Below are 17834 nucleotides of genomic sequence, written 5' to 3'. Positions count from 1 at the left end.
ATAATGGCCCCATAAGTGTCGGGACCCTCGCGCCGATGATGGCTGGCGTGCGCGCGGGAGAGTCCCAGGTGGCCGCCCCGGGACCTGGCGGAGCGGGCGGCCACGCGGCGACGGGACGAAGACGACCCGGTGCCGCTGCCGGGGGAGAGCATCGCCATCAACGAGAGAACAATGGACAAAGGGAATCATCATGCTCACGGATTCAGACATCATCGCTGTCCTGCCCGCGAAGGACATCAACAGGGCGAGGGATTTCTACCGGGACAAGCTGGGGCTGGAGCCTTCCGAGACCCCGGAGGCGGACAGTCTGTTGTACCGCGGCGGCCACGGAACGGGCTTCCTTATTTACCAGACAGACAATGCAGGCACGGCGAAGAACACCCAGATGGGCTGGACCACGGACAACCTCGAACGCGAAATGGAGGAACTGCGGGGCCGCGGCGTCGTCTTTGAAGATTACGACCAGCCCGGGCTGAAGACTGAGAACGGCGTTGCCACGAGTGAGTCTGAGAAGGCCGCCTGGTTCCTGGACAGCGAAGGGAACATTCTCAACATCTCCCAGCGCACGTAACTGATTGAGAACGACGACGGCGCTCGCCGCTGCGGTCCCTCGCCGGCCGGGACGGTTGCCAGCGTGGTGATGCAGTGCGCGGTCAGCCGTTGAGGATCTGCTCGCGCAGGATGTCTGCGTGCCCGCAGTGCTGGGCGAGCTCGCGCAGCAGGTGAAGGTACACCCAGCGCAGCGGCAGCGGACCCCGCCGGTTGCCCAGAACCAGATCGTCGAGCCCGAGGGAGGACGCCGCGCGGCGCGACGCATCGCACGCCTCCCGGTGGGCCTGCTGCACGCTGGCGATGGAGTCGCCGTCGTCGAGGATGAACGATTCGTCAGGCGTGGCCGGGATGCCGATCTCGGCGCGCGGCCGGCAGGTTATTGCCTCGTCGAACCAGACCTTCTCGACGAAGGTGGCGTGCTTCACGAGGCCCAGCAGCGTGGTCCGCGACGGCACGAGTGACCGGCGCGCCTGCTCCTCGGTCAGTCCGTCCAGACAGGAATTGAGCATGCTGCGGTGTTCATTGAGGAATGCCTCGAACTGGACGCGGACCGGCTGGTCGATGACGCCGTCGGCGAAGTTGGCGGGGAGGGCAGGCATGCGTGAAGTATTGCAAGGCCGAGCAGTATGGGGCAAACACCACACATCTGTTGCGAAGGCTGCTTCGATCAGGCCCGCGTGGCGGCCAGCCGTTTCGCCAGGTACTTGGCGTCCCGGCATACGCCGGGGAGGGTTTCCGAGACTGCCGAGAAGATGAAATCCTTCCCCAGCAGGTACAGGCCGGGCAGGGCATCCACGATCCCGCGGTGCTGCTGCTCCCGCCAGTCCGCGGGGAGCGCCGCGATGTCCAGCCACGGGTAGTCCTCGGTGAAGCCGGTGCACCAGATGACGTTTGCCACCGGAAGGTGCCGGCCGCCGTCGAGCATTACTTCGCCGTCCTGGACGCCGGCGACCCGCGGCACCAGGTGGACGCCAGCGGCGCCGAGGTCCGCGAGCTTGGTGCGGATCAGGGGCGTGGCCATGACTGCCATCTTGGGCAGCACCTTGCGCCCCACCGGGGTGCTGGTGGTCAGCACGTGCAGCCCGGCGAAGCGGACCACCGGGATAATGAACCGCGCCGCGGTCCGGCCGTGCCGGAACGGGACCTCGGCGCTCGGCTTGCCAGCCAGCCAGGTGTCATGCTTGCGGCTGGTCTCCAGGGCGATCTCTGCCCCGGAGTTGCCCACGCCCACCACCAGGACCGGCCCGGGCTGGAGCTGGGCCGGGTTCCTGTAGTTGGAGGAGTGGAGCTGGACGACGTCGGACGGCAGTTCCGCGGCAAAGCGTGGCGTCTTGGGCAGCTGGCAGGCGCCGGTGGCGAGGACGACGTTCGCCGCCGTCCAGTGCTGCGCGCCAGCCGTGACGTGGAACCGCTGCCCGTCGTGGCTCACCCGGGTGACGGCCGTGTTGGGCCGGACCGGCAGGTGGAACCGGGAGGCATAGTCCTCCAGATAGTCCGCCTGCTCGTCCTTGGTGGGGAAGGCGAGGCGGTCCCCGGGGAAGGGCCGGCCGGGCAGGCCGTCGTACTTGGCGGGGGTGAACAGGCGCAGCGAGTCCCAGCGGTTCCGCCACGCGTCGCCGACCCGTGTGCCGGCGTCGAGGATGACGAAGTTCCGGTGCTGCTGCGCCAGGTAGTAGCCCAGCGCCAGGCCGGACTGTCCGGCGCCGATGATGACAGTGTCGACGGCGGCTGTGCCGACGGCGCCGCGGGTGTCAGTTGCTGGGGTGGTGGTCATAGTGGTTCCTCCTTGGTGATGCAGGTGCGGTTGCGGGGTTATGAACGTTGTGCTCCGACCGGAAGCGCAGGTACCAGATGAGCAGCAGCGCGGAGGCGACGACGTAGAAGGAGTGCAGCAGCCAGATCGGCCCCATTGGGAGGCTGACGACGTAGACGGAGTGCACTGCATTGGCGGCGTTGCTTAGCGCCAGGTAGCCGAGGCTGTAGGAGTCAAGATCCCGCGTGCGCAGGGCCTTGAGCAGCATGGGCAGGTAGCTCACCGCGAAGAGGACGGTGGAAACCATTCCTGCGAGCACCGAAATGTTCATGCCACTAACGCTATTTTTCGGCGCGGCGCGGCAAATCGGGCGAACCACCCATTTCCGGGCGCAATCCGGCGGGCGGGGAATGGGTAATTCTATGCAGGGAGGGAGGTCAGACGAGCCCGTGCCGGTACGCGTAGGCCGTGGCCGCGGCCCGGGAGGTCAGGCCCAGCTTGGTGAAGATATTGCTCAGGTGCCGGGCCACCGTTTTCTCGCTGATGAACAGCTCTGCGGCGATGTCCCGGTTGCTCAGTCCGGCGGAGACGAGCTGGACCACCTCGGTTTCGCGGGCGGTGAGCGGCCCGGCGCCGGCGGGATGGCCGACGTCGTCCGCGGAGGCTGGCAGCGGGGCTGTCCGGGCGTCCGGCGCAACGGGCACCGGTTGCCCAAGCCCCGATTTTTCCAGCCCCGACAACTCAAGTCCCGATGACTCAAGCGCCGACAGCGCCGGCGTGGCGCTCAGTTCGGAAAATGCTGTCCGGGCCGCCGCACGCTCCAGCCGGGCGGATTCCTCATCGCCGAGCGCGGCGCACAGGCTGGCCAGCAGGGCTCGGCAGCGGGCCGCCTCGAACGGCGCGTCGAGGCTGATCCAGCGGGACCACGCGCGGCGAAGCAGGACCATGGCAGCCTCGGGGTCGCCTTCGTGGAACAGGACAGCGGCCTCGGACTGCTCGGCGAGGGCGTGCAGCATGGGCATGTCGAACGAAGCGCACAGCGAGGCCAGCTCCTCCATGGCGGCCCGCGCTGCCCCTCCGTCGCCTGCTGCCAGTTCGATCTCTACCCGGGCGGCGAGCATCCGGCGCCGGTAGTCGGGGGCGGCACCGTCCATGGCCTGCCGGAGGAGGGACTGGGCCTGGTCCGGCTTCCCTTGGGCCAGGCGCAGGAGCGCCAGCCCGGGGTGCGGCGGGAAACCGGTCTCCTGCGCTTGCAGGTAGGAGGCTTCGGCGGCGTCGAAGTCGCCGCGGAGCCGGTGGATTTCGCCCTGTTCGTAGAAGCCGCCGTAGGTGGCCATCCGGTCGCCGCGGAAGGCGAGGCCCTGCGCCGTTTCGGCGGCGTCGATCGCCTCCGTCCAGGCGCCGTGCAGCCGGTACAGCTCGGCCCGGTGCATCTGGCACTGGCCGCTGTAAGCCACCAGGTTCTGTTGAGCGTTGCACCACCGGTCCAGCGCCCGTGTCCACTCGTGGGCGCGGTGCAGGTCGAAGGCCAGATGGCACGTTCCGATCACTGCGCAGTAGATGATCCCGGCGGGGACCGGGGAGATTTCCCCGACCGTGACGGCGACCATGGCTTCGTCGAGCAGGGCCAGGCCGTCGTCGAGCTGGCCCAGCATGATCTTTGCCTGCCCGAGGCCCAGCATGCCGAGGGCCGCCGTGTCAGCGTCGCCACGTTCCCGGCCGAGGTCGGCGGCCCGGGTGAAGGCTTCCGCGGCGGCGGCGCCGTCGCCTTGGTAGAGGGCGCCCAGCCCGGCAGGGACGAACAGCAGGCCCTCGACGGGGCAGGGCTCGGGCAGGTCCTCGACGATCCGGCGGGCGCGGCCGAGCCAGCCGGCGCTGCGGGCCGGTTCGCCCAGCAGGATGAGGTTCATCCCGGTCCAGACGGCGCAGCGGGCGGCGGCGGGGTAGTCGCCGTCGGCGAGGTACTTCAGGTGCGCCCGGGCCAGGATGTCCACTCCCTCTGGGGCCCGGCCGGTGAGGATGACGGAGGTGGCCAGCCGTTCCAGATCGCCGGCCGGCAGTTCGGCGTCGTGCTCGGCAGCGGTGTACTGCCCGACGGCGTCCGGCCAGCGCCGTTCGGCGTAGGCTTCCCGGCCGTCTGCGAGCGTAGACATCGCGCCTCCCCGTTCCCGGTGGCGGGTCTGAGCCGTGGGCGCTGCGGTGCCGGCGCTTTCAGAACCGGTGGTGGGCGGCGCGGCCCGTCATCTGTTTTTCAGGCTACCGCCGGGGTTGAGAGGGCGGCAAGGTGCAGGACGACCCGTCCGTCCGGGGTGTCAGGCACACGACGTGAGGAACGCCGTCGCGTCCCCGGCGACCCGCTCCGGGCACTCCCACAGGACCAGGTGCGCCACGTCGGGGTAGACCGTCAGCACGGCGCCGGGGATCCGGATGGCGAGGGTTTCCTGGTCGCTGCGCGGCAGCAGGTTGTCCTGGGCGCCCCACAGGATCAGCGTGGGTGCCTCGATGGTTCCCTTTTCCGTGGGCGGCGTGGCCGTGATCAGCCCGTTCAGGATGGCCTTCCACGCGTGGGCGGGCATCCTGAGGCCGTCGCGCACGCGGTCCTCGATGAACCAAGGGGGAACGTCGTGCAGCAGGGGAAACCAGGACAGGGAATCCCGGACCCAGCCCTCGTCGAGGGGATCGGTCAGGGCATCCACGTCATCGGCGAAGGGGGTCCGCCCCCGAAGGCTCAGGGGAGAGCCCACCAGCACCAGCGCCGCAACCTGCCCGGGGTGGGTAACAGCCAGCTGCTGCGCGACGTAGCCGCCGCTGGAGGAGCCGACGACGAAGGCCCGCGGCACGTCGAGGGCGTCCAGGATCGCGGCGGCGTCCTCGGCCTGTTCTGCCAGGGAGTAGCCGTCTTCCGGTTTGTCCGCCTCGCCCTGCCCGCGGAGGTCGGGGGCGTAGATCCTGAAACCGGTCAGCAGGGGTATCAGGCGGTCAAAGCTGCCGCGGGATTCGCCCCACGCATGCAGCAGCAGCACCGGCTTCGCAGCGGCGTCGTCCTGGACGAGGCACGGCAGAGTGATGCCGGTGCGGAGCCTCAGGTTCCGGACCTCGATTTCCATAGCCTCAGGGTACGCCGCGTCAGTACACGGTTCGCGGAATGGCCGTGGACCTAGTTTGCGTCCTGTTCTCCACGCCGCCGGTGTCGGTGGTGCAGCTCGTAGCTGTCGAACACATCGGAAGACGTTGTTCCTGGATGGCCGAATTTGCCGCGAAGGACGTCTGCGAGTCCGTCCAGCGCCGCGTGGAGCATCCGTCCGGCGAACTGGAGTTCAGGGTTCGCGCTGCGCTGGGCCTCGGACGCCAGCTCCTGGGCGTAGGCGACCGTGGCCGGCAGGGAGCCGCGCTGCTCGACTTCGCGGAAGTAGTAGGTTTCATGGAACGCAAGCAGGTCTATGCTCACCGACGCCACGTTTCCGGCCATTGACTCCAACAGCCCGGCAGCGTGCAGGGGGTCCAGCGACAAGACACCGGCCGGACCTGCAGCCTCCCTGAACAGGTTCAGCTGGTGGGCGAGGGCCCGGCGGCGGTTCAGGGCCGGGTACGTTTGCAGGATCCAGGTGACCGTTGCCGTCAGCAACCCGAAACCCGTGACGGCCTGGAGGGCCACAACCAGCCTGAGCAGCGGATGTGCCGGCACGATTTCGCCGAACCCCACAGTGGAAAGCGTGACAAGGGAAATGTACAGCGCTTCGGCGAAGTCGCCCCGCTGTGGAACCCCGGCCGCGTGCACAAAACCGGCCGGCAGATGGGGCAGATAAAGCAGGGCCCAGCCGATGGCCGCCAAGGCTGCCCAGGCGCCAATCACAGCGGCCATGGCCAAGGGTGCTGCGATGAAAGAGCCCCGGCCGCGCAGTTTCCTTGACGCCAGCCAGAATCCGCGCACGATCGCCCGGCCTACTGGACCGGAACCGTGCGGGTATAGGAGCGTACGAAAGACGTCGACGAGCATCAGCAGAACCAGCCCGGCCCCCAAAACCGTCCAAAGCGTGTCCTCGAAGTCCATGCCTCATCTTATGGGCGGCACTGTCGGAACCCGTGATGGACATCGGGGGACAGAGCGACGGCGCCAGCTTGCTCAGAACGGCAGCGCAGCCAGCGCAATAAGGGGCGGGACGGTCGCGCCGAGCGTGCCGGGGATGCTGTCGCCCTTCTTGGGATAGTGGCCCAGCCAGTCCGCCAGCCCCATGGCGGCGCCGCTGAGCACCATGTTGGCGCAGCAGTAGACCACCAGGGTGTAGCCCACCACCAGGTAGCCGGTGTTCACCGCAACCACCCCGGCGATGTTCCCCAAGCCGATCAGAAGGTTGCGGAAGCCGGTGGGGATGGCCCACATCATCACGGCGGGCACGTTCTGTGCAGGTGTGCTGAGGAACTTCTGCGCTGCCGGGTGCCGCAGGAAGAAACTTTCCAGCGGGAACACCACGATATAGATCAGTGCGGCAAGCACCGCGAAGAGCTGCGATACGGCGTTCATGGAGGAAGAGTACGACGGCGGCGCGCGGCCCTGCGATCCCCTCACCGGGGGTTCCTGGAGACCCACGCAATCCCCGGTTTGGGGGATTGCGGTCCGGCCCTCCGGCCGGATACTGGACGTATGTGGGAGGAGCGCGCTGAGCGCGCCCGGCGGGAGATGGCGGACCTCGCCGCGGGCGGCCTGGACCTGGCTGAGCTCTACACTGCGGCACTGGCCGTGGTGCGGCAGGCGGTGCCGTTCGACCAGGGCTGCTGGGCCGCGGTGGACCCGGACACGCTGGGGATGACGTCCGTGACCAACTGGCGGCCGTGGCCGGTGACGGACGAATATGCCGCCCGCTTCGCCGAGTCCGAGTACACCGGCGCCGAACCCAACACCTTCAGGGAGCTGCTGCGGCGGCCGCGGCCCGTGGCCAGGATTTCCGATGCCCCGCACCGGGACGTGGTCCGCAGCGTCCGGATCAACGACCTGTTGGGACCACTGGGTCTGCATCATGAGCTGCGCGGGGCGTTCCGGGTGGACGAGGCGTGCTGGGGTGTGGGCAGTATCTTCCGGGAGGGCGGGCAGGACTTCTCGGACCGCGAGGTGGAGTTCCTGGACGCCGTCACCGCCACCCTGGCAGCTGCCACCCGGGTGGCCGTGCGGGTGCGGCGCGGGCAACGCGCCGCTGCGGGTGGGCCGGTGATCGTGATCGCCGGCATCCACGGCGAACTGCGGGCGGCCACTCCTGCCGCGGTCCTGTGGTTGGCCGAGGTGGAGGATGCGGCGCCGGGCGGTTTCACCATGACGCTGCACTCTGTCGTGGCGCAGGCCCATGCCTCCGTCTCAGGCACTGCCCGGGCCAGAATGCGGGACGCCGGCGGCAACTGGGTGGTGCTGCAGGCCAGCCGCCTCATTACGGGCGACGACCCCGAGCAGATGGTGGTCACCGTGGAGCCGGCCACCACGCACGACGTGGTCAGCCTCCTGCTGGCGGCCTACGGGGTCTCCGCCCGTGAGCGGGAGGTCTGCCTGGAGCTTCTGTCCGGAATTTCGACGGCGGACGTCGCCCGGAATCTGTTCATCTCCCCGCACACGGTGCACGACCACCTGAAGGCGCTCTACGGAAAAGTGGGCGTCGGCAGCCGCGGGGAGCTGGTGGCAAAGCTGCTGGTTTAGCCTCCGGTGGTTGAGCCTGTCGCTGGTTGAGCCTGTCGAAACCCCGGCGTGCGAGCGGGCCGGAATGACGTCAAGGGGGAGCGTTGTGAGTAGTGGATCTCGGCCGAATGAAAGGGCCTTGCCGCGCTGGGCCAGAGCCGCCGTCGTCGTTTATCTGTCGGTGACGGTCGCCGCAGTAGTTGCGGCGCTACTTACCAATGGCTTGGGGCTGGACCTGGATGCCCGAACCAAAGAGGGCCTGCTGCTCGCCATGGTGTATCTGACACTGCCCCTGTCGGCTGCCTATTTGATCATCGGCATGTTTAGTTCCGAGGGTCCGACCTCGCCGGATGAGTTCAGTTTGGCCGGATTGAGCCCGACGACGGTCCTCTATTATCTGGGATACGTCCTCCTTGCGGTGGTCAACACGGGTGTCTTCCGGTTGATTGTCCTTGGTATCCGGAGGGTCGCACAGGTTCCGGCCGCCGGCCTGCCCGGCGCCTCGGCTCAGTATCCGCGGGTGGCGCTGCGCGGGGTCACCCCGGACGTCAGCAAGCTCTGGTGGGCCGTGCCGCTGGCAGTTCTGCTGAGCCTTCCGCAGTGGATGGTGGCCGGTTTTTTCTGGTGCGGGATCAGCGGTTGCAGCGGCGGAGGTTTCGGCGTGGCCACCGGGACCGAGTGGGTCGCGGTCATCCTGAGCGTCGTCAACGGCGTCATCCTGGCAGTTGCTGTATTCGCAGTGCGCTGGCTGTATCCCACCCGGAAACGTGCCCTCGTTGCCTTGGCGGCCGGGACGTTGTTCGCTCTGGTGGGTGCTGTGGTCACTCACGGGTAGTGGGAGCGCTCTGGGCGCGTGACAGAGGAACCCCGCAGTGCTGGGCACTGCGGGGTTCCTTGCTGGCCGGATTCCGGTTACTCGGAGTCGGGCTTCTGTTCGGCGTCCGGTTTCTGTTCCCGGTCCCGGAGGTTCTTCTTGATCTCGTCGAACTTCTCCTTGATGACCCGTTCCGCGTCCGCGAGGGTTTTCCCGGCGGTGCTCAGGGGATCCAGCTGAACGTAGACGTTCTGGCTGACAGGCACGTCGTACTCGTCCTTCAGATGTGTGCCGCCGCCCACCCCCTGAAGCGACAGGTACACCATGGCCTCGGTCCGGGCAATGCCGGAGAGTGTTCCGAAGACAACCGTGAAGTCGTTCGATTCAAAGCTCACCGTCTGACCGATATGGCTGCGGTCTAGGTCACCGGCTGCTACCGGCTTCTCGGACTGACTTCCGCTGTAGCTCATGAACTTCTCCTAATAGTCGAGGTACACCTACCACAGCAGTCTATATACAGGCCCTTGGCGTTCCGGTGGCTAGGTGAGTACTGCCATTCCACCAAACGGTTTCGACACACAGTTATGATTCGTCAGCGACGGAGGCAGGTGTTCACCGACCGGAATTTCCTGACGAGATCTGCCGCTTGACCTGCTCAAGTTCCTCTTGGAGCAGGTCAACGGTGGCACGGTACTTTTCGAAGTCCGCCGTTCGGCGCCTAGCCTCGGCGTAACTGATGCCGGCGGCGAGAATGGCAAGCGGGAACGTCACCAGCAGGGCCCAGCCGGACGCGGCAAGGAAGTCCAGCGCGACGGGAAGTGCCTGCTTGAACGCCAGGAACTCGTTCACCCCGCCGACCACTCCGTTCAGAGCGGAGTCTAGGGGTCCCAGAAACTGCCCCACGACAGGCGTCCCGGAAAACGACGGCGCGCTCAGCGGCGGCTCTCCGCCTGTGGACCAGCGCGAGTCACTGAAGTGGTTCAGGACGTAGATCCCGGCACCCGCGTTGAGGGCAGCGAAGACCAGGGCGGAGCCAAGGGCGTTCCAATGAAGCCGGCGCGGACGCCAGACGCCGGCCACAAGCGCGAAGACGGCGGCGGCAACCCAAGTAGAGATGCTGAGTTCGTCGCGGCTCATGCCGCCCAGTAGATCCAATGAATTCCCCGCCCTGAAAGTTTGAGTCAGTGCTTGTTCGGTCCCGAGCGAGCCTATCCCAGGCGCTCCCGGGCATTCCGCTGCAGTTACGGGCGGACGCTGCTGAAGCCGACCCATGCATCTCACCAGCAACAAGGGACCGAGACGAGCCAGCGGTGCGCGCGCCTCATGCACAAGATGCGTGGCAGTTACGCGTTGGATGCGCAGTGTGACACGGATCCTCAAGGTTGGCTCAAGACTGGATCAACGTTGCCCCAAGATCAACGCTGTTGTCGTTTTCCCCAGGCGCCGGGGAAATACGCTTTTCATTAGCTACATTTCGGCTTAAGCAAAAGGCCCGGCTACTCGCCGGGCCTTTATTAATGGGGATACGAATGTCGAAGTACGAGAGCCTTCTGGGACCAGGACCAACCGGTGCGGGACCAGGCCCGAGGCCACCGCGAAAGCCACGCGCGTCCACGTTCATTGTCGGGGGCATTACCGCGCTGTTCGTGATGCTGGGGGCATTCAGTGGCGGCATTGGGGGTGCCCTGGTCGTCCTGGCCATCTCGGCCGCCCTCACCGGTCTCTATGTCCTGGCGACCGGGCGCCGTTCGTGGGCGTGGCTCCCGGCCAAGCGGAAGGCGGGGGCCATTGCGCTTGCTGCCGCCTTTGCCTTGTTTATCGCGGGCGGCTTGGCGATGCCGCGCAGTGCGACGGCGGAGCTGGAGGCCGCCTCGTCGGAGGGCACTGCCTCGCCAGCCTCCGCAGAGGCGGGCCCTACCTCCACAGCGACGCCGACGCCGTCGTCCGCTCCAACCGTGCAGGAGACAGGCTCCCCGCTGGATCCTGACAGCCTGCCCCTCTTGGCGCAGGGCGCCAGCGTGACGGCTCCAAAGACGCAGCCTGCCTTCGCCACTAAGGCGGTCGACCTGCTGGCCACCCTTCCCATCAAGGGCCGGGCGCCAAAGACGGGATATGACCGCGCGCTGTTCGGCCAGGCATGGGCAGACGTTGACCGCAACGGTTGCGACACCCGGAATGACACTCTCAAACGAGACCTCACCGGTATCAAATACACCAACAGCGTCCCGTGCAAGGTGCGCTCCGGCACGCTGGCGGACCCTTACACGGGCACCACCATCAACTTCCTGCGGGGGGCTGCGACCAGCAGCGCCGTCCAGATCGACCATGTTGTTGCCCTCAGCGACGCCTGGCAGAAGGGCGCTCAGCAGCTGACCACGGAACAGCGGACAGCCTTCGCCAATGACCCGCTGAACCTGCAGTCGACGGACGGCCCGACAAACATGCAAAAGGGCGACGGCGACGCAGCCACCTGGCTGCCGCCAAACAAGGGCTTCAGGTGCGAATACGTTGCCCGGCAGATTTCGGTGAAGGCGACGTACAGCCTGTGGGTTACCCAGGCGGAGCACGACGCGATGGCCAGGATCCTGGCCGACTGTTCGGGCCAGCTCGCACCAACAAATGAGAAGGCGCCGGCCGCCGCGGCGGCGGCTCCTGAGCCTGCACCGGTGGTGGCACCTGCCCCGGCTGTCGTTGCTCCGGCCCCGGCCGCCGTGGCACCTGCCCCCGCTGTCGTTGTCCCGGTCCCGGCACCGGCAGCTCCGGCGCCGGTTGTGCCTGCCCCCGTTCCGGCAGCACCGGTGCCCGCCCCCGCTCCGGCAGCACCGGCTGCCGCCTATTACGCCAACTGCGCGGCGGCCAAACTTGCTGGTGCAGCACCGCTGTATGCCGGGTCGGCGGGCTATCGACCGGCGCTGGACCGCGACTCCGACGGCGTTGCCTGCGAGAGCTAGACCAATTCCATCACTCCACAGTTTCAAACTTTCCAAGGGGGAAAAATGAAAAAGACATTGATATTAGTCGTACTGGCCGGCCTCATGCTGACTGGATGCGGCGGCAAGCAGGAGGCTGCGCAGCCGGCAGAATCAGCAACCGCTGTTGCAGTGGCTGAAGAGACTGCCACGGTTCCAGGCGTAGTGGGCCTGACCCTGGATGTCGCCACGGAACAGCTGGAGGATCTCGGGCTCGAGGTCGAGGCTGAGGACACCGTGGACGGCAAGTCGATCATTGTGAAGAAGAACTGGCAGGTAGTGTCCCAAGACCCCACGGACGGTGCACAGGTGGCAAAGGGCTCCACCGTGCATCTCGGCGTCAAGAACCTTGACACGATTGCGGCGGAAAAGGCAGCGGCGGAGAAGGCTGCTGCAGACAAAGTGGCCGCCGAGAAGGCTGCTGCAGTAAAGGCTGCAGCTGCGAAAGCTGCCGCGGACAAGGCTGCAGCGGACAAAGTAGCCGCTGATAAAGCGGCCGCCGATACGGCTGCCGCGGACAAGGTTGCCGCGGATGCGGCTGCGGCTGCCGAGAAGTTGGCGGCCGAACAGGCGGCGCAGCAGGCCGTCCCGCAGGCTCCGGTGCAGCAGGCTGCCCCGCCGGCACCCGCCTCCGCCTACTACGCCAACTGCGCCGCAGCAAAGGCCGCAGGAGCCGCGCCGCTGTACGCCGGGCAGGCTGGCTACAGCACCAGCCTTGACCGCGATCGCGACGGCGTCGCCTGCGAGTCGTAGCCAAAGCTGTCCAAAGTAACAGCCCTGCCGTGGATGTCTTCCTTCGTGGAATGCATCCACGGCAGACTGCTTTAAGGACTATGAGTCCCGCCGTGCGTCAGCCCCCTGAACATGGGGGCCCCGCGCCACTCGACGCGGCAGCCTGCATTATTCGCAGCCGCTACCGTCGCTGTCACGGTCGAGGTGGTGGGGTGCGTATCCCGGTGCCCGCGCAGACAGGCGCAGCGCCAGCGGCCCTGGCGGCGGTGCAGTTTCCAAGTGTCTCGTAACTAATGGTTGGTACAGCGATTTAGCAACTCGGTTTCGACACATAGTTATGAGAATCGCCGACTCGCAGCGTACCACCGTACCTTCGCGAGCCGAGCATGCAACCGTCGAGACGTCTCGTATCCGAAGGGTTATGAGACTGCCCACCCTTTTATCAAAGGCAAACAATTCTACGGTCCCCACCTGTCGGACGTCCGGACGCCACTGGGGGTGTCTAACAGACACTGCCACTGTCCACCCCGGGTGCGTAGCGTGATGGATGTGGACAGAAGAGAAGACATCCGTGAGTTCCTGATCTCGCGCCGCGCGAAGATCAGCCCGGAGCAGGCAGGTGTCCCCAGCTATGGGGAACTGCGCCGGGTGCCGGGCCTGCGGCGTGAGGAAGTGGCGCAGCTGGCCGGGGTGAGCACCGACTACTACACCAGGCTGGAACGCGGCAGCCTCCGCGGTGTCTCCGACTCAGTCCTCGAGGCCGTGTCCGCCGCCCTTCAGCTGGATGAGGCCGAGCGGGCCCATCTGATGGACTTGGCCCGGACCGCCAACACACCGGCACGCCGTACTCCCAGGAAGCCGGCCCAGCAGCGGGTCCGGTCCGGGGTGCTGCGCCTGCTGGACGGGATGACGGGCGTGGCCGCGCTGGTGCAGAACGGCCGCTCGGACGTGCTCGCAGCCAACCTTCTGGGCCGGGCACTGTACGCAGACGTTTTCAACTCAACAGTGTCCTTCGGCCACGACCTTCCGGGCAGGCCGCCGAATCAGGCACGCTACCTTTTCCTCGACCCCGGCGCCGGGGACCTGTACCCGGACTGGAACGCGGTGGCCGCCACCACGGTGGCCATGCTGCGCCTGGAATCAGGCCGGAACCCGCACGACCGGGCACTGAACGAACTGATCGGTGAGCTGACCACTCGCAGCGGACAGTTCGCCGCGCTATGGGCCGGGCACGACGTGCGGATCCACACCACCGGGACCAAGCGCTTCCATCACCCGGTGGTCGGGGACCTGTCCCTGCAGTTCGAGACCCTGCACCTGCCCGGCGACGAAGGCCAGACCCTGTTCACCTTCACCGCAGAGCCCGGCTCGGCCTCTGCAAGCGCGCTGGCGTTCCTGGCCAGCTGGGCGGCGGCGCCGTCCACCACCAAGGACGCAGAAGAAGAACCGGCCATAACTTCCCGTTCCCAGGCGCAACCTCGCATCCAGGCCGTGGAAAAGGCCGAACAGGAAACTGACTAAGAACGCTCCGCCTTCACCGTAAGAGCAAAACAAACTCAACAAGCTAGGCAACTCGCGTTGAACCAGCTTTGCTGACGTCTGCCCAATTTCAGCCAAACCCCTATGAAAGAGAACAACCAATGACAGAAAAACTGACCGGAACTGTTGCCCTGGTCACCGGCGCGAGCAGCGGCATCGGTGACGCCACCGCCCGTGCCCTCGCCGAGCAGGGGGCGTCCGTCGCCGTCGTCGCCCGGCGCAAGGACCGCCTCGACACACTCGTGGCCGAGATCGCAGGTTCCGGCGGCACTGCCTACGCCGTTTCTGCTGACATCACTGACCGAACCCAGGCTGAACAGGCTGTAGCAGAGGTGGTAAACCAGTTCGGCCGCCTGGATATTCTCATCAACAACGCCGGGCTCATGCTCCTCGGACCGGTTGTCGATCAGGACATCGACGAGTGGGAACGGATGATCGCGGTCAACCAGAGCGGTCTGCTCTACATCACGAAGGCGGCCCTCCCGCACCTGCTGGCTGCAGCGGAGGACGAACTGCGCGGCGTCGCGGACATCGTCAACATTTCCTCGATCGCCGGCCGGCAGGCATGGGCGAACTTCGCCGCGTACAACATGACGAAGTTCGGCGTGAACGGCTTCACCGAAGCGCTCCGCCAGGAGATCACGAAGAAGCACGTCCGGGTCGGCGTACTCGAGCCCGGCGCAGTCGAAACAGAACTGATCTCACACAACAACGACACCATCAAAAGCGACCTCGCCGTCTCCGACGCGAAGAACATCCCCGAAAAGCTGCAGCCTGAGGATATCGCCGAGAGCGTCGCGTACATGGTGACCCGCCACCGCCGATCCTCCATCGCCGAGCTGTGGGCCATGCCCACCTCCCAGGCCTGAAAAACCCTACCGAAGGAGAACACAGCATGAAAACCGCACGTCTCGGAGACCTGGAAGTCTCCCGCATCGGCCTCGGCGCCATGACCATGGCCGGCACCTACACCAGCGAGGGCGCCCTGGATAACACCGAATCGATCCGCACGATCCACCGTGCACTCGAGCTCGGAGTCACCCACATCGACACAGCGGAGATCTACGGGCCGTTCCTGAGCGAGGAAATCGTCGGCCAAGCAATCAAGGGACGCCGTGACGAAGTGAAGATCGCCACCAAGTTCGGCCTTGTCTCCCACTCCGGTGGCGGCCCCGGTGTCACGGACAGCAGCGCAGCGAACATCCGCACGGCCGTCGAGGGATCCCTGAAGCGACTGGGCACCGACCATATCGACCTCTACTACCAACACCGGGTCGACCGGAACATACCCATCGAAGAGACCGCCGGGGCCGTTGCGGACCTGATCACCGAAGGCAAGGTACTGCATTTCGGCCTGTCCGAAGCCTCCCCGGACACCATCCGCCGGGCACACGCCGTGCAGCCCGTCTCGGCCCTGCAGACCGAGTACTCCCTGTGGACCCGCGACGTCGAAGACGAAATTCTGCCGCTGCTGCGTGAACTGGGCATCGGCTTCGTCCCCTACTCGCCGCTCGGGCATGGTCTGCTCACCGGGCAGATCCGTACTGTGGAGGATTTCGCCGACGACGACTGGCGCAAAACCAACCCGCGCTTCACGGGCGAAAACTTCATCCGGAACCTGCGCATCGTCGACGAAGTCCAGAGCATCGGCGCGGAGATTGGTGCCACCCCAGCCCAGACCGCGTTGGCGTGGGTGCTGACCCGCGGCGAGGACATCGCCCCGATCCCGGGCACCCGCCGCGTCTCCCGTGTAGAGGAAAACACCGCAGCCGACTGCGTCGAGCTCACCACGAACCAGCTCGAACGCCTGAACGCTCTCCAACCCGCAGCAGGAGCGCGGCACGACGACGCGAACATGGCCTCGATCGACCGCTGATTCCTGGCCGTGCTGTCCTCGCCAAAGGTCCCAGTTCCAAGAATCAACGTCAATCAATGCTCGTCCCGATGAGATGTCTCGTATCCCCAGGGATGTGAGGCGTCTCGCCGACCACACGATTGCGGCCACTGTAAGCTTGGCCCTCGAAAACGCATAGGGAAACATGAAAAAGCCACTGTCCATCATCGCCCTCACGGCAACGGCCGCGATCGCCCTCGCCGCATGCTCCACACCCTCAGCCGAGAACATCACCGCATCCCCTGCCACGACAAGGGACCTGTCCTCAGCCACCACCACCGAGTCCTCGGCCCCGGCAGATGCCTCCACGGGCGGTACGCCGATCACCATCACCGCCGGTGATGTGGTCATGACCGCGACGCTCAATGACACCCAAGTCGCCCAGGACTTCGCCGCCATGCTACCGGTCACGCTGCCCTGGTTCCGGAACGCCGGCATCGAATACATCACCGAGCTCAACGCCCCGATGACGGAAAGCGGTCCGTTCTACACGGACGTGCAACCCGGAGACATCGTCTACTACAACCCCCTCGACAGCATCACCATCATCTACGAGGAAACCAGCTCCGTTCCCACCCTCACCAAAATGGGTGAGATCACCTCAGACCTCAGCGTCTTCGAAAACCTGCCGGGCGATGTGGACATGCGCGTGGAGCGGGGATAACACCCCTATTGGGGGGGATAGGTCAGCCAGCACGCCCGCCCCGAACCTGCCCACTCAACCCGGACAGGACAGAACACCGGACACTAGGACAGGGCGCAGCTCAGGCGCAAGCTTGAGGAGGACTCACTAAGCCCCGGCATCTGACAACAGAACCAGGGTTGGGCTACCGCTTCGAGATATAGCCCGGTCCGGTGTGGCGGGAATAGGTGCGCCCTGGTCCTCGTGCCCAGGACTACAGCCACTTCTTGTGTCTGGCGCTCCGGCGGTGTCTCCGCTCCGGACTCGGGCTCGCCCTATCGCTAACAAGACGACGTCCGGTGGCGCTGCGATTCACCGCTCTAGGGGCTTCAGCTTGTAAAGCTGCTCCTTTGCGGGTCCTCCAGTGTCTCAAAACCTCAGCGTCTCGAAACGCTAGCGTTACGAGACGAGGATGCCTGCATTTCCGGGAAGCTATTCCGAGCGAGAAATTAGGCCGGGGGCTTCTCGGAGTGGCGCGATGTAGCACAGGCTGGCTTGGCTGGCCCTCGCCAGAACGCGTCCGAGCAAAGCGCATCCAGAAGGCAACGGAAGCACCCCGACGCCCCTTCGGAGCAGCCGCGTGAAGGAAGCAAGCGTTTGCGCTCTCTTTGTGCACAGGCGAATATTCACCGCAACAGCAAAGACGCAAGCGCTTGCGTGCGGCGATGTTCGTCGCGTAGCGTAGCTTGCTGTGACGGCGAAGATTGAAGAGGTGGCAGAGCGGGCGGGCGTGGCCGTGTCCACGGTGTCCCGGGCGCTGCGTGACGTTCCCGGCGTTTCGCTGGCGACCCGGCAGCGGATCAAGGACATCGCGGCCGAGGTCGGCTACCTGGCGTCGCCGAGTGCGGCGCGGTTCGCGACCGGGGTGACAGGCACCATCGCCGTGATCGTCCCGGATGCCACCAAGTGGTTTTTTGGCCAGGTCATTTCCAGTGTCGGCGCGGCGCTCAGGGCCGCGGGCCGGGACGTGCTGCTGTACGAGCTCGGAGATGCCGACGGGCGCCGACGCTTCTTTGAAGGCCAGACACTCCGGGGGCGCGCCGATGCCGTCCTGGTGCTTTCACTGCGGTTGTCCGAGGAAGAGACCCAAAGCCTGCGCGCCCTAGGTGTAATTCCCACGGAGGTTATGAACGCGGCTGATGGGAGTTTTTCCTCCGATGCCGGTATGGGTCCTGTGATGATTGTACTGATGTAGCCAATCGGGGTACGTGGCTGCTCGCTCGGTTTCTGATGTGTAGGG

General features: G+C 66.1%; 19 protein-coding genes and 2 pseudogenes. 10 read left to right on the top strand and 11 right to left on the bottom strand.

What is annotated here, in order from left to right:
• Positions 1–190 precede the first annotated feature (190 nt).
• Positions 191–571, top strand: a complete 381-nt coding sequence (locus JYA52_RS02565; protein WP_205651585.1) for a VOC family protein — start codon at positions 191–193, stop codon at positions 569–571.
• 82 nt (positions 572–653) lie between these two features.
• Here the strand turns inward: JYA52_RS02565 and JYA52_RS02560 are convergent, their stop codons facing one another.
• The 7 genes from JYA52_RS02560 to JYA52_RS02530 all read right to left on the bottom strand — a co-directional run bounded on the left by JYA52_RS02560 (position 654) and on the right by JYA52_RS02530 (position 6827).
• Entirely contained in the window at positions 654–1151 is a 498-nt protein-coding gene (locus tag JYA52_RS02560; RefSeq protein ID WP_205651584.1) for a DinB family protein, read from the bottom strand.
• A gap of 68 nt (positions 1152–1219) precedes the next feature.
• Positions 1220–2326 (bottom strand): flavin-containing monooxygenase, encoded by a 1107-nt coding sequence (locus JYA52_RS02555; RefSeq protein ID WP_205651583.1) that lies wholly within the window; start codon positions 2324–2326, stop codon positions 1220–1222.
• Positions 2304–2636, bottom strand: coding sequence for a hypothetical protein (locus JYA52_RS02550; RefSeq protein WP_205651582.1), 333 nt, complete (start codon positions 2634–2636; stop codon positions 2304–2306). The genes JYA52_RS02555 and JYA52_RS02550 overlap by 23 nt, the downstream gene beginning before the upstream one ends.
• Positions 2637–2742: 106 nt before the next feature.
• Positions 2743–4458, bottom strand: a complete 1716-nt coding sequence (locus JYA52_RS22340; protein ID WP_240459880.1) for a helix-turn-helix transcriptional regulator — start codon at positions 4456–4458, stop codon at positions 2743–2745.
• A 159-nt stretch (positions 4459–4617) separates the two neighbouring features.
• On the bottom strand, positions 4618–5412 hold the full coding sequence (locus JYA52_RS02540) for an alpha/beta fold hydrolase (protein ID WP_205651581.1): 795 nt from the start codon (positions 5410–5412) through the stop codon (positions 4618–4620).
• A gap of 50 nt (positions 5413–5462) precedes the next feature.
• The gene (locus tag JYA52_RS02535) at positions 5463–6356 is read right to left on the bottom strand and encodes a potassium channel family protein (RefSeq protein ID WP_205651580.1); all 894 of its coding nucleotides are present in this window, start codon (positions 6354–6356) and stop codon (positions 5463–5465) included.
• A gap of 72 nt (positions 6357–6428) precedes the next feature.
• Positions 6429–6827: a DUF1304 domain-containing protein gene (locus JYA52_RS02530; protein WP_205651579.1), complete on the bottom strand. Its 399-nt coding sequence runs from the start codon at positions 6825–6827 to the stop codon at positions 6429–6431.
• Between the two features lie 120 nt (positions 6828–6947).
• Between JYA52_RS02530 and JYA52_RS02525 the strand changes: the two genes are divergently transcribed.
• Both JYA52_RS02525 and JYA52_RS02520 read left to right on the top strand, forming a co-directional pair.
• On the top strand, positions 6948–7985 hold the full coding sequence (locus tag JYA52_RS02525) for a helix-turn-helix transcriptional regulator (RefSeq protein WP_205651578.1): 1038 nt from the start codon (positions 6948–6950) through the stop codon (positions 7983–7985).
• Positions 7986–8070: 85 nt separating this feature from the next.
• Complete coding sequence (locus JYA52_RS02520; protein ID WP_205651577.1) at positions 8071–8799, top strand: hypothetical protein; 729 nt, start codon at positions 8071–8073, stop codon at positions 8797–8799.
• A gap of 77 nt (positions 8800–8876) precedes the next feature.
• Here the strand turns inward: JYA52_RS02520 and JYA52_RS02515 are convergent, their stop codons facing one another.
• Together JYA52_RS02515 and JYA52_RS02510 are read right to left on the bottom strand one after the other, a co-directional pair.
• Positions 8877–9248, bottom strand: a complete 372-nt coding sequence (locus tag JYA52_RS02515) for an MATH domain-containing protein (RefSeq protein WP_205651576.1) — start codon at positions 9246–9248, stop codon at positions 8877–8879.
• Positions 9249–9390: 142 nt separating this feature from the next.
• Positions 9391–9915, bottom strand: coding sequence for a hypothetical protein (locus JYA52_RS02510; RefSeq protein ID WP_240459879.1), 525 nt, complete (start codon positions 9913–9915; stop codon positions 9391–9393).
• A 512-nt stretch (positions 9916–10427) separates the two neighbouring features.
• Here JYA52_RS02510 and JYA52_RS02505 point away from each other — a divergent pair.
• Complete coding sequence (locus JYA52_RS02505) at positions 10428–11729, top strand: GmrSD restriction endonuclease domain-containing protein (RefSeq protein WP_443623170.1); 1302 nt, start codon at positions 10428–10430, stop codon at positions 11727–11729.
• Positions 11730–11774: 45 nt separating this feature from the next.
• The gene (locus tag JYA52_RS02500) at positions 11775–12500 is read left to right on the top strand and encodes an excalibur calcium-binding domain-containing protein (RefSeq protein WP_205651573.1); all 726 of its coding nucleotides are present in this window, start codon (positions 11775–11777) and stop codon (positions 12498–12500) included.
• Positions 12501–12647: 147 nt separating this feature from the next.
• Here the strand turns inward: JYA52_RS02500 and JYA52_RS23045 are convergent, their stop codons facing one another.
• The gene (locus JYA52_RS23045) at positions 12648–12812 is read right to left on the bottom strand and encodes an excalibur calcium-binding domain-containing protein (protein WP_372433709.1); all 165 of its coding nucleotides are present in this window, start codon (positions 12810–12812) and stop codon (positions 12648–12650) included.
• A gap of 210 nt (positions 12813–13022) precedes the next feature.
• On the opposite strand from JYA52_RS23045, the gene JYA52_RS02490 reads away from it, so the two are divergent.
• The 5 genes and pseudogenes from JYA52_RS02490 to JYA52_RS22745 all read left to right on the top strand — a co-directional run.
• A complete protein-coding gene (locus JYA52_RS02490; protein ID WP_205651610.1) occupies positions 13023–14000 on the top strand; it encodes a helix-turn-helix transcriptional regulator in 978 nt (325 codons plus the stop codon).
• Between the two features lie 119 nt (positions 14001–14119).
• The gene (locus JYA52_RS02485; RefSeq protein ID WP_205651571.1) at positions 14120–14887 is read left to right on the top strand and encodes an SDR family NAD(P)-dependent oxidoreductase; all 768 of its coding nucleotides are present in this window, start codon (positions 14120–14122) and stop codon (positions 14885–14887) included.
• 26 nt (positions 14888–14913) lie between these two features.
• Entirely contained in the window at positions 14914–15894 is a 981-nt protein-coding gene (locus tag JYA52_RS02480) for an aldo/keto reductase (protein WP_205651570.1), read from the top strand.
• Between the two features lie 163 nt (positions 15895–16057).
• Complete coding sequence (locus JYA52_RS02475) at positions 16058–16576, top strand: cyclophilin-like fold protein (protein ID WP_205651569.1); 519 nt, start codon at positions 16058–16060, stop codon at positions 16574–16576.
• A gap of 709 nt (positions 16577–17285) precedes the next feature.
• Positions 17286–17414, top strand: a pseudogene (locus tag JYA52_RS22745) (LacI family DNA-binding transcriptional regulator); the annotation flags it as partial.
• Between the two features lie 282 nt (positions 17415–17696).
• Here JYA52_RS22745 and JYA52_RS02470 read toward each other — a convergent pair.
• Positions 17697–17834 (bottom strand): annotated as a pseudogene (locus tag JYA52_RS02470) (IS481 family transposase); the annotation flags it as partial.

The sequence above is a fragment of the Arthrobacter pascens genome (assembly GCF_017052465.1).
Classification (GTDB): Bacteria; Actinomycetota; Actinomycetes; order Actinomycetales; family Micrococcaceae; genus Arthrobacter; species Arthrobacter pascens.
Note: the sequence above shows the minus strand (reverse complement) of the source record. Positions and strands in the feature narration are given on the sequence as shown.

Bases quoted from the DNA above. Each gene is read 5' to 3' on its own strand.
- JYA52_RS02565 (WP_205651585.1), top strand. From the start codon at position 191: ATGCTCACGGATTCAGACATCATCGCTGTCCTGCCCGCGAAGGACATC.
- JYA52_RS02560 (WP_205651584.1), bottom strand. From the start codon at position 1,151: ATGCCTGCCCTCCCCGCCAACTTCGCCGACGGCGTCATCGACCAGCCG.
- JYA52_RS02555 (WP_205651583.1), bottom strand. From the start codon at position 2,326: ATGACCACCACCCCAGCAACTGACACCCGCGGCGCCGTCGGCACAGCC.
- JYA52_RS02550 (WP_205651582.1), bottom strand. From the start codon at position 2,636: ATGAACATTTCGGTGCTCGCAGGAATGGTTTCCACCGTCCTCTTCGCG.
- JYA52_RS22340 (WP_240459880.1), bottom strand. From the start codon at position 4,458: ATGTCTACGCTCGCAGACGGCCGGGAAGCCTACGCCGAACGGCGCTGG.
- JYA52_RS02540 (WP_205651581.1), bottom strand. From the start codon at position 5,412: ATGGAAATCGAGGTCCGGAACCTGAGGCTCCGCACCGGCATCACTCTG.
- JYA52_RS02535 (WP_205651580.1), bottom strand. From the start codon at position 6,356: ATGGACTTCGAGGACACGCTTTGGACGGTTTTGGGGGCCGGGCTGGTT.
- JYA52_RS02530 (WP_205651579.1), bottom strand. From the start codon at position 6,827: ATGAACGCCGTATCGCAGCTCTTCGCGGTGCTTGCCGCACTGATCTAT.
- JYA52_RS02525 (WP_205651578.1), top strand. From the start codon at position 6,948: ATGTGGGAGGAGCGCGCTGAGCGCGCCCGGCGGGAGATGGCGGACCTC.
- JYA52_RS02515 (WP_205651576.1), bottom strand. From the start codon at position 9,248: ATGAGCTACAGCGGAAGTCAGTCCGAGAAGCCGGTAGCAGCCGGTGAC.
- JYA52_RS02510 (WP_240459879.1), bottom strand. From the start codon at position 9,915: ATGAGCCGCGACGAACTCAGCATCTCTACTTGGGTTGCCGCCGCCGTC.
- JYA52_RS02505 (WP_443623170.1), top strand. From the start codon at position 10,428: ATGCTGGGGGCATTCAGTGGCGGCATTGGGGGTGCCCTGGTCGTCCTG.
- JYA52_RS02500 (WP_205651573.1), top strand. From the start codon at position 11,775: ATGAAAAAGACATTGATATTAGTCGTACTGGCCGGCCTCATGCTGACT.
- JYA52_RS23045 (WP_372433709.1), bottom strand. From the start codon at position 12,812: ATGTGTCGAAACCGAGTTGCTAAATCGCTGTACCAACCATTAGTTACG.
- JYA52_RS02490 (WP_205651610.1), top strand. From the start codon at position 13,023: ATGGATGTGGACAGAAGAGAAGACATCCGTGAGTTCCTGATCTCGCGC.
- JYA52_RS02485 (WP_205651571.1), top strand. From the start codon at position 14,120: ATGACAGAAAAACTGACCGGAACTGTTGCCCTGGTCACCGGCGCGAGC.
- JYA52_RS02480 (WP_205651570.1), top strand. From the start codon at position 14,914: ATGAAAACCGCACGTCTCGGAGACCTGGAAGTCTCCCGCATCGGCCTC.
- JYA52_RS02475 (WP_205651569.1), top strand. From the start codon at position 16,058: ATGAAAAAGCCACTGTCCATCATCGCCCTCACGGCAACGGCCGCGATC.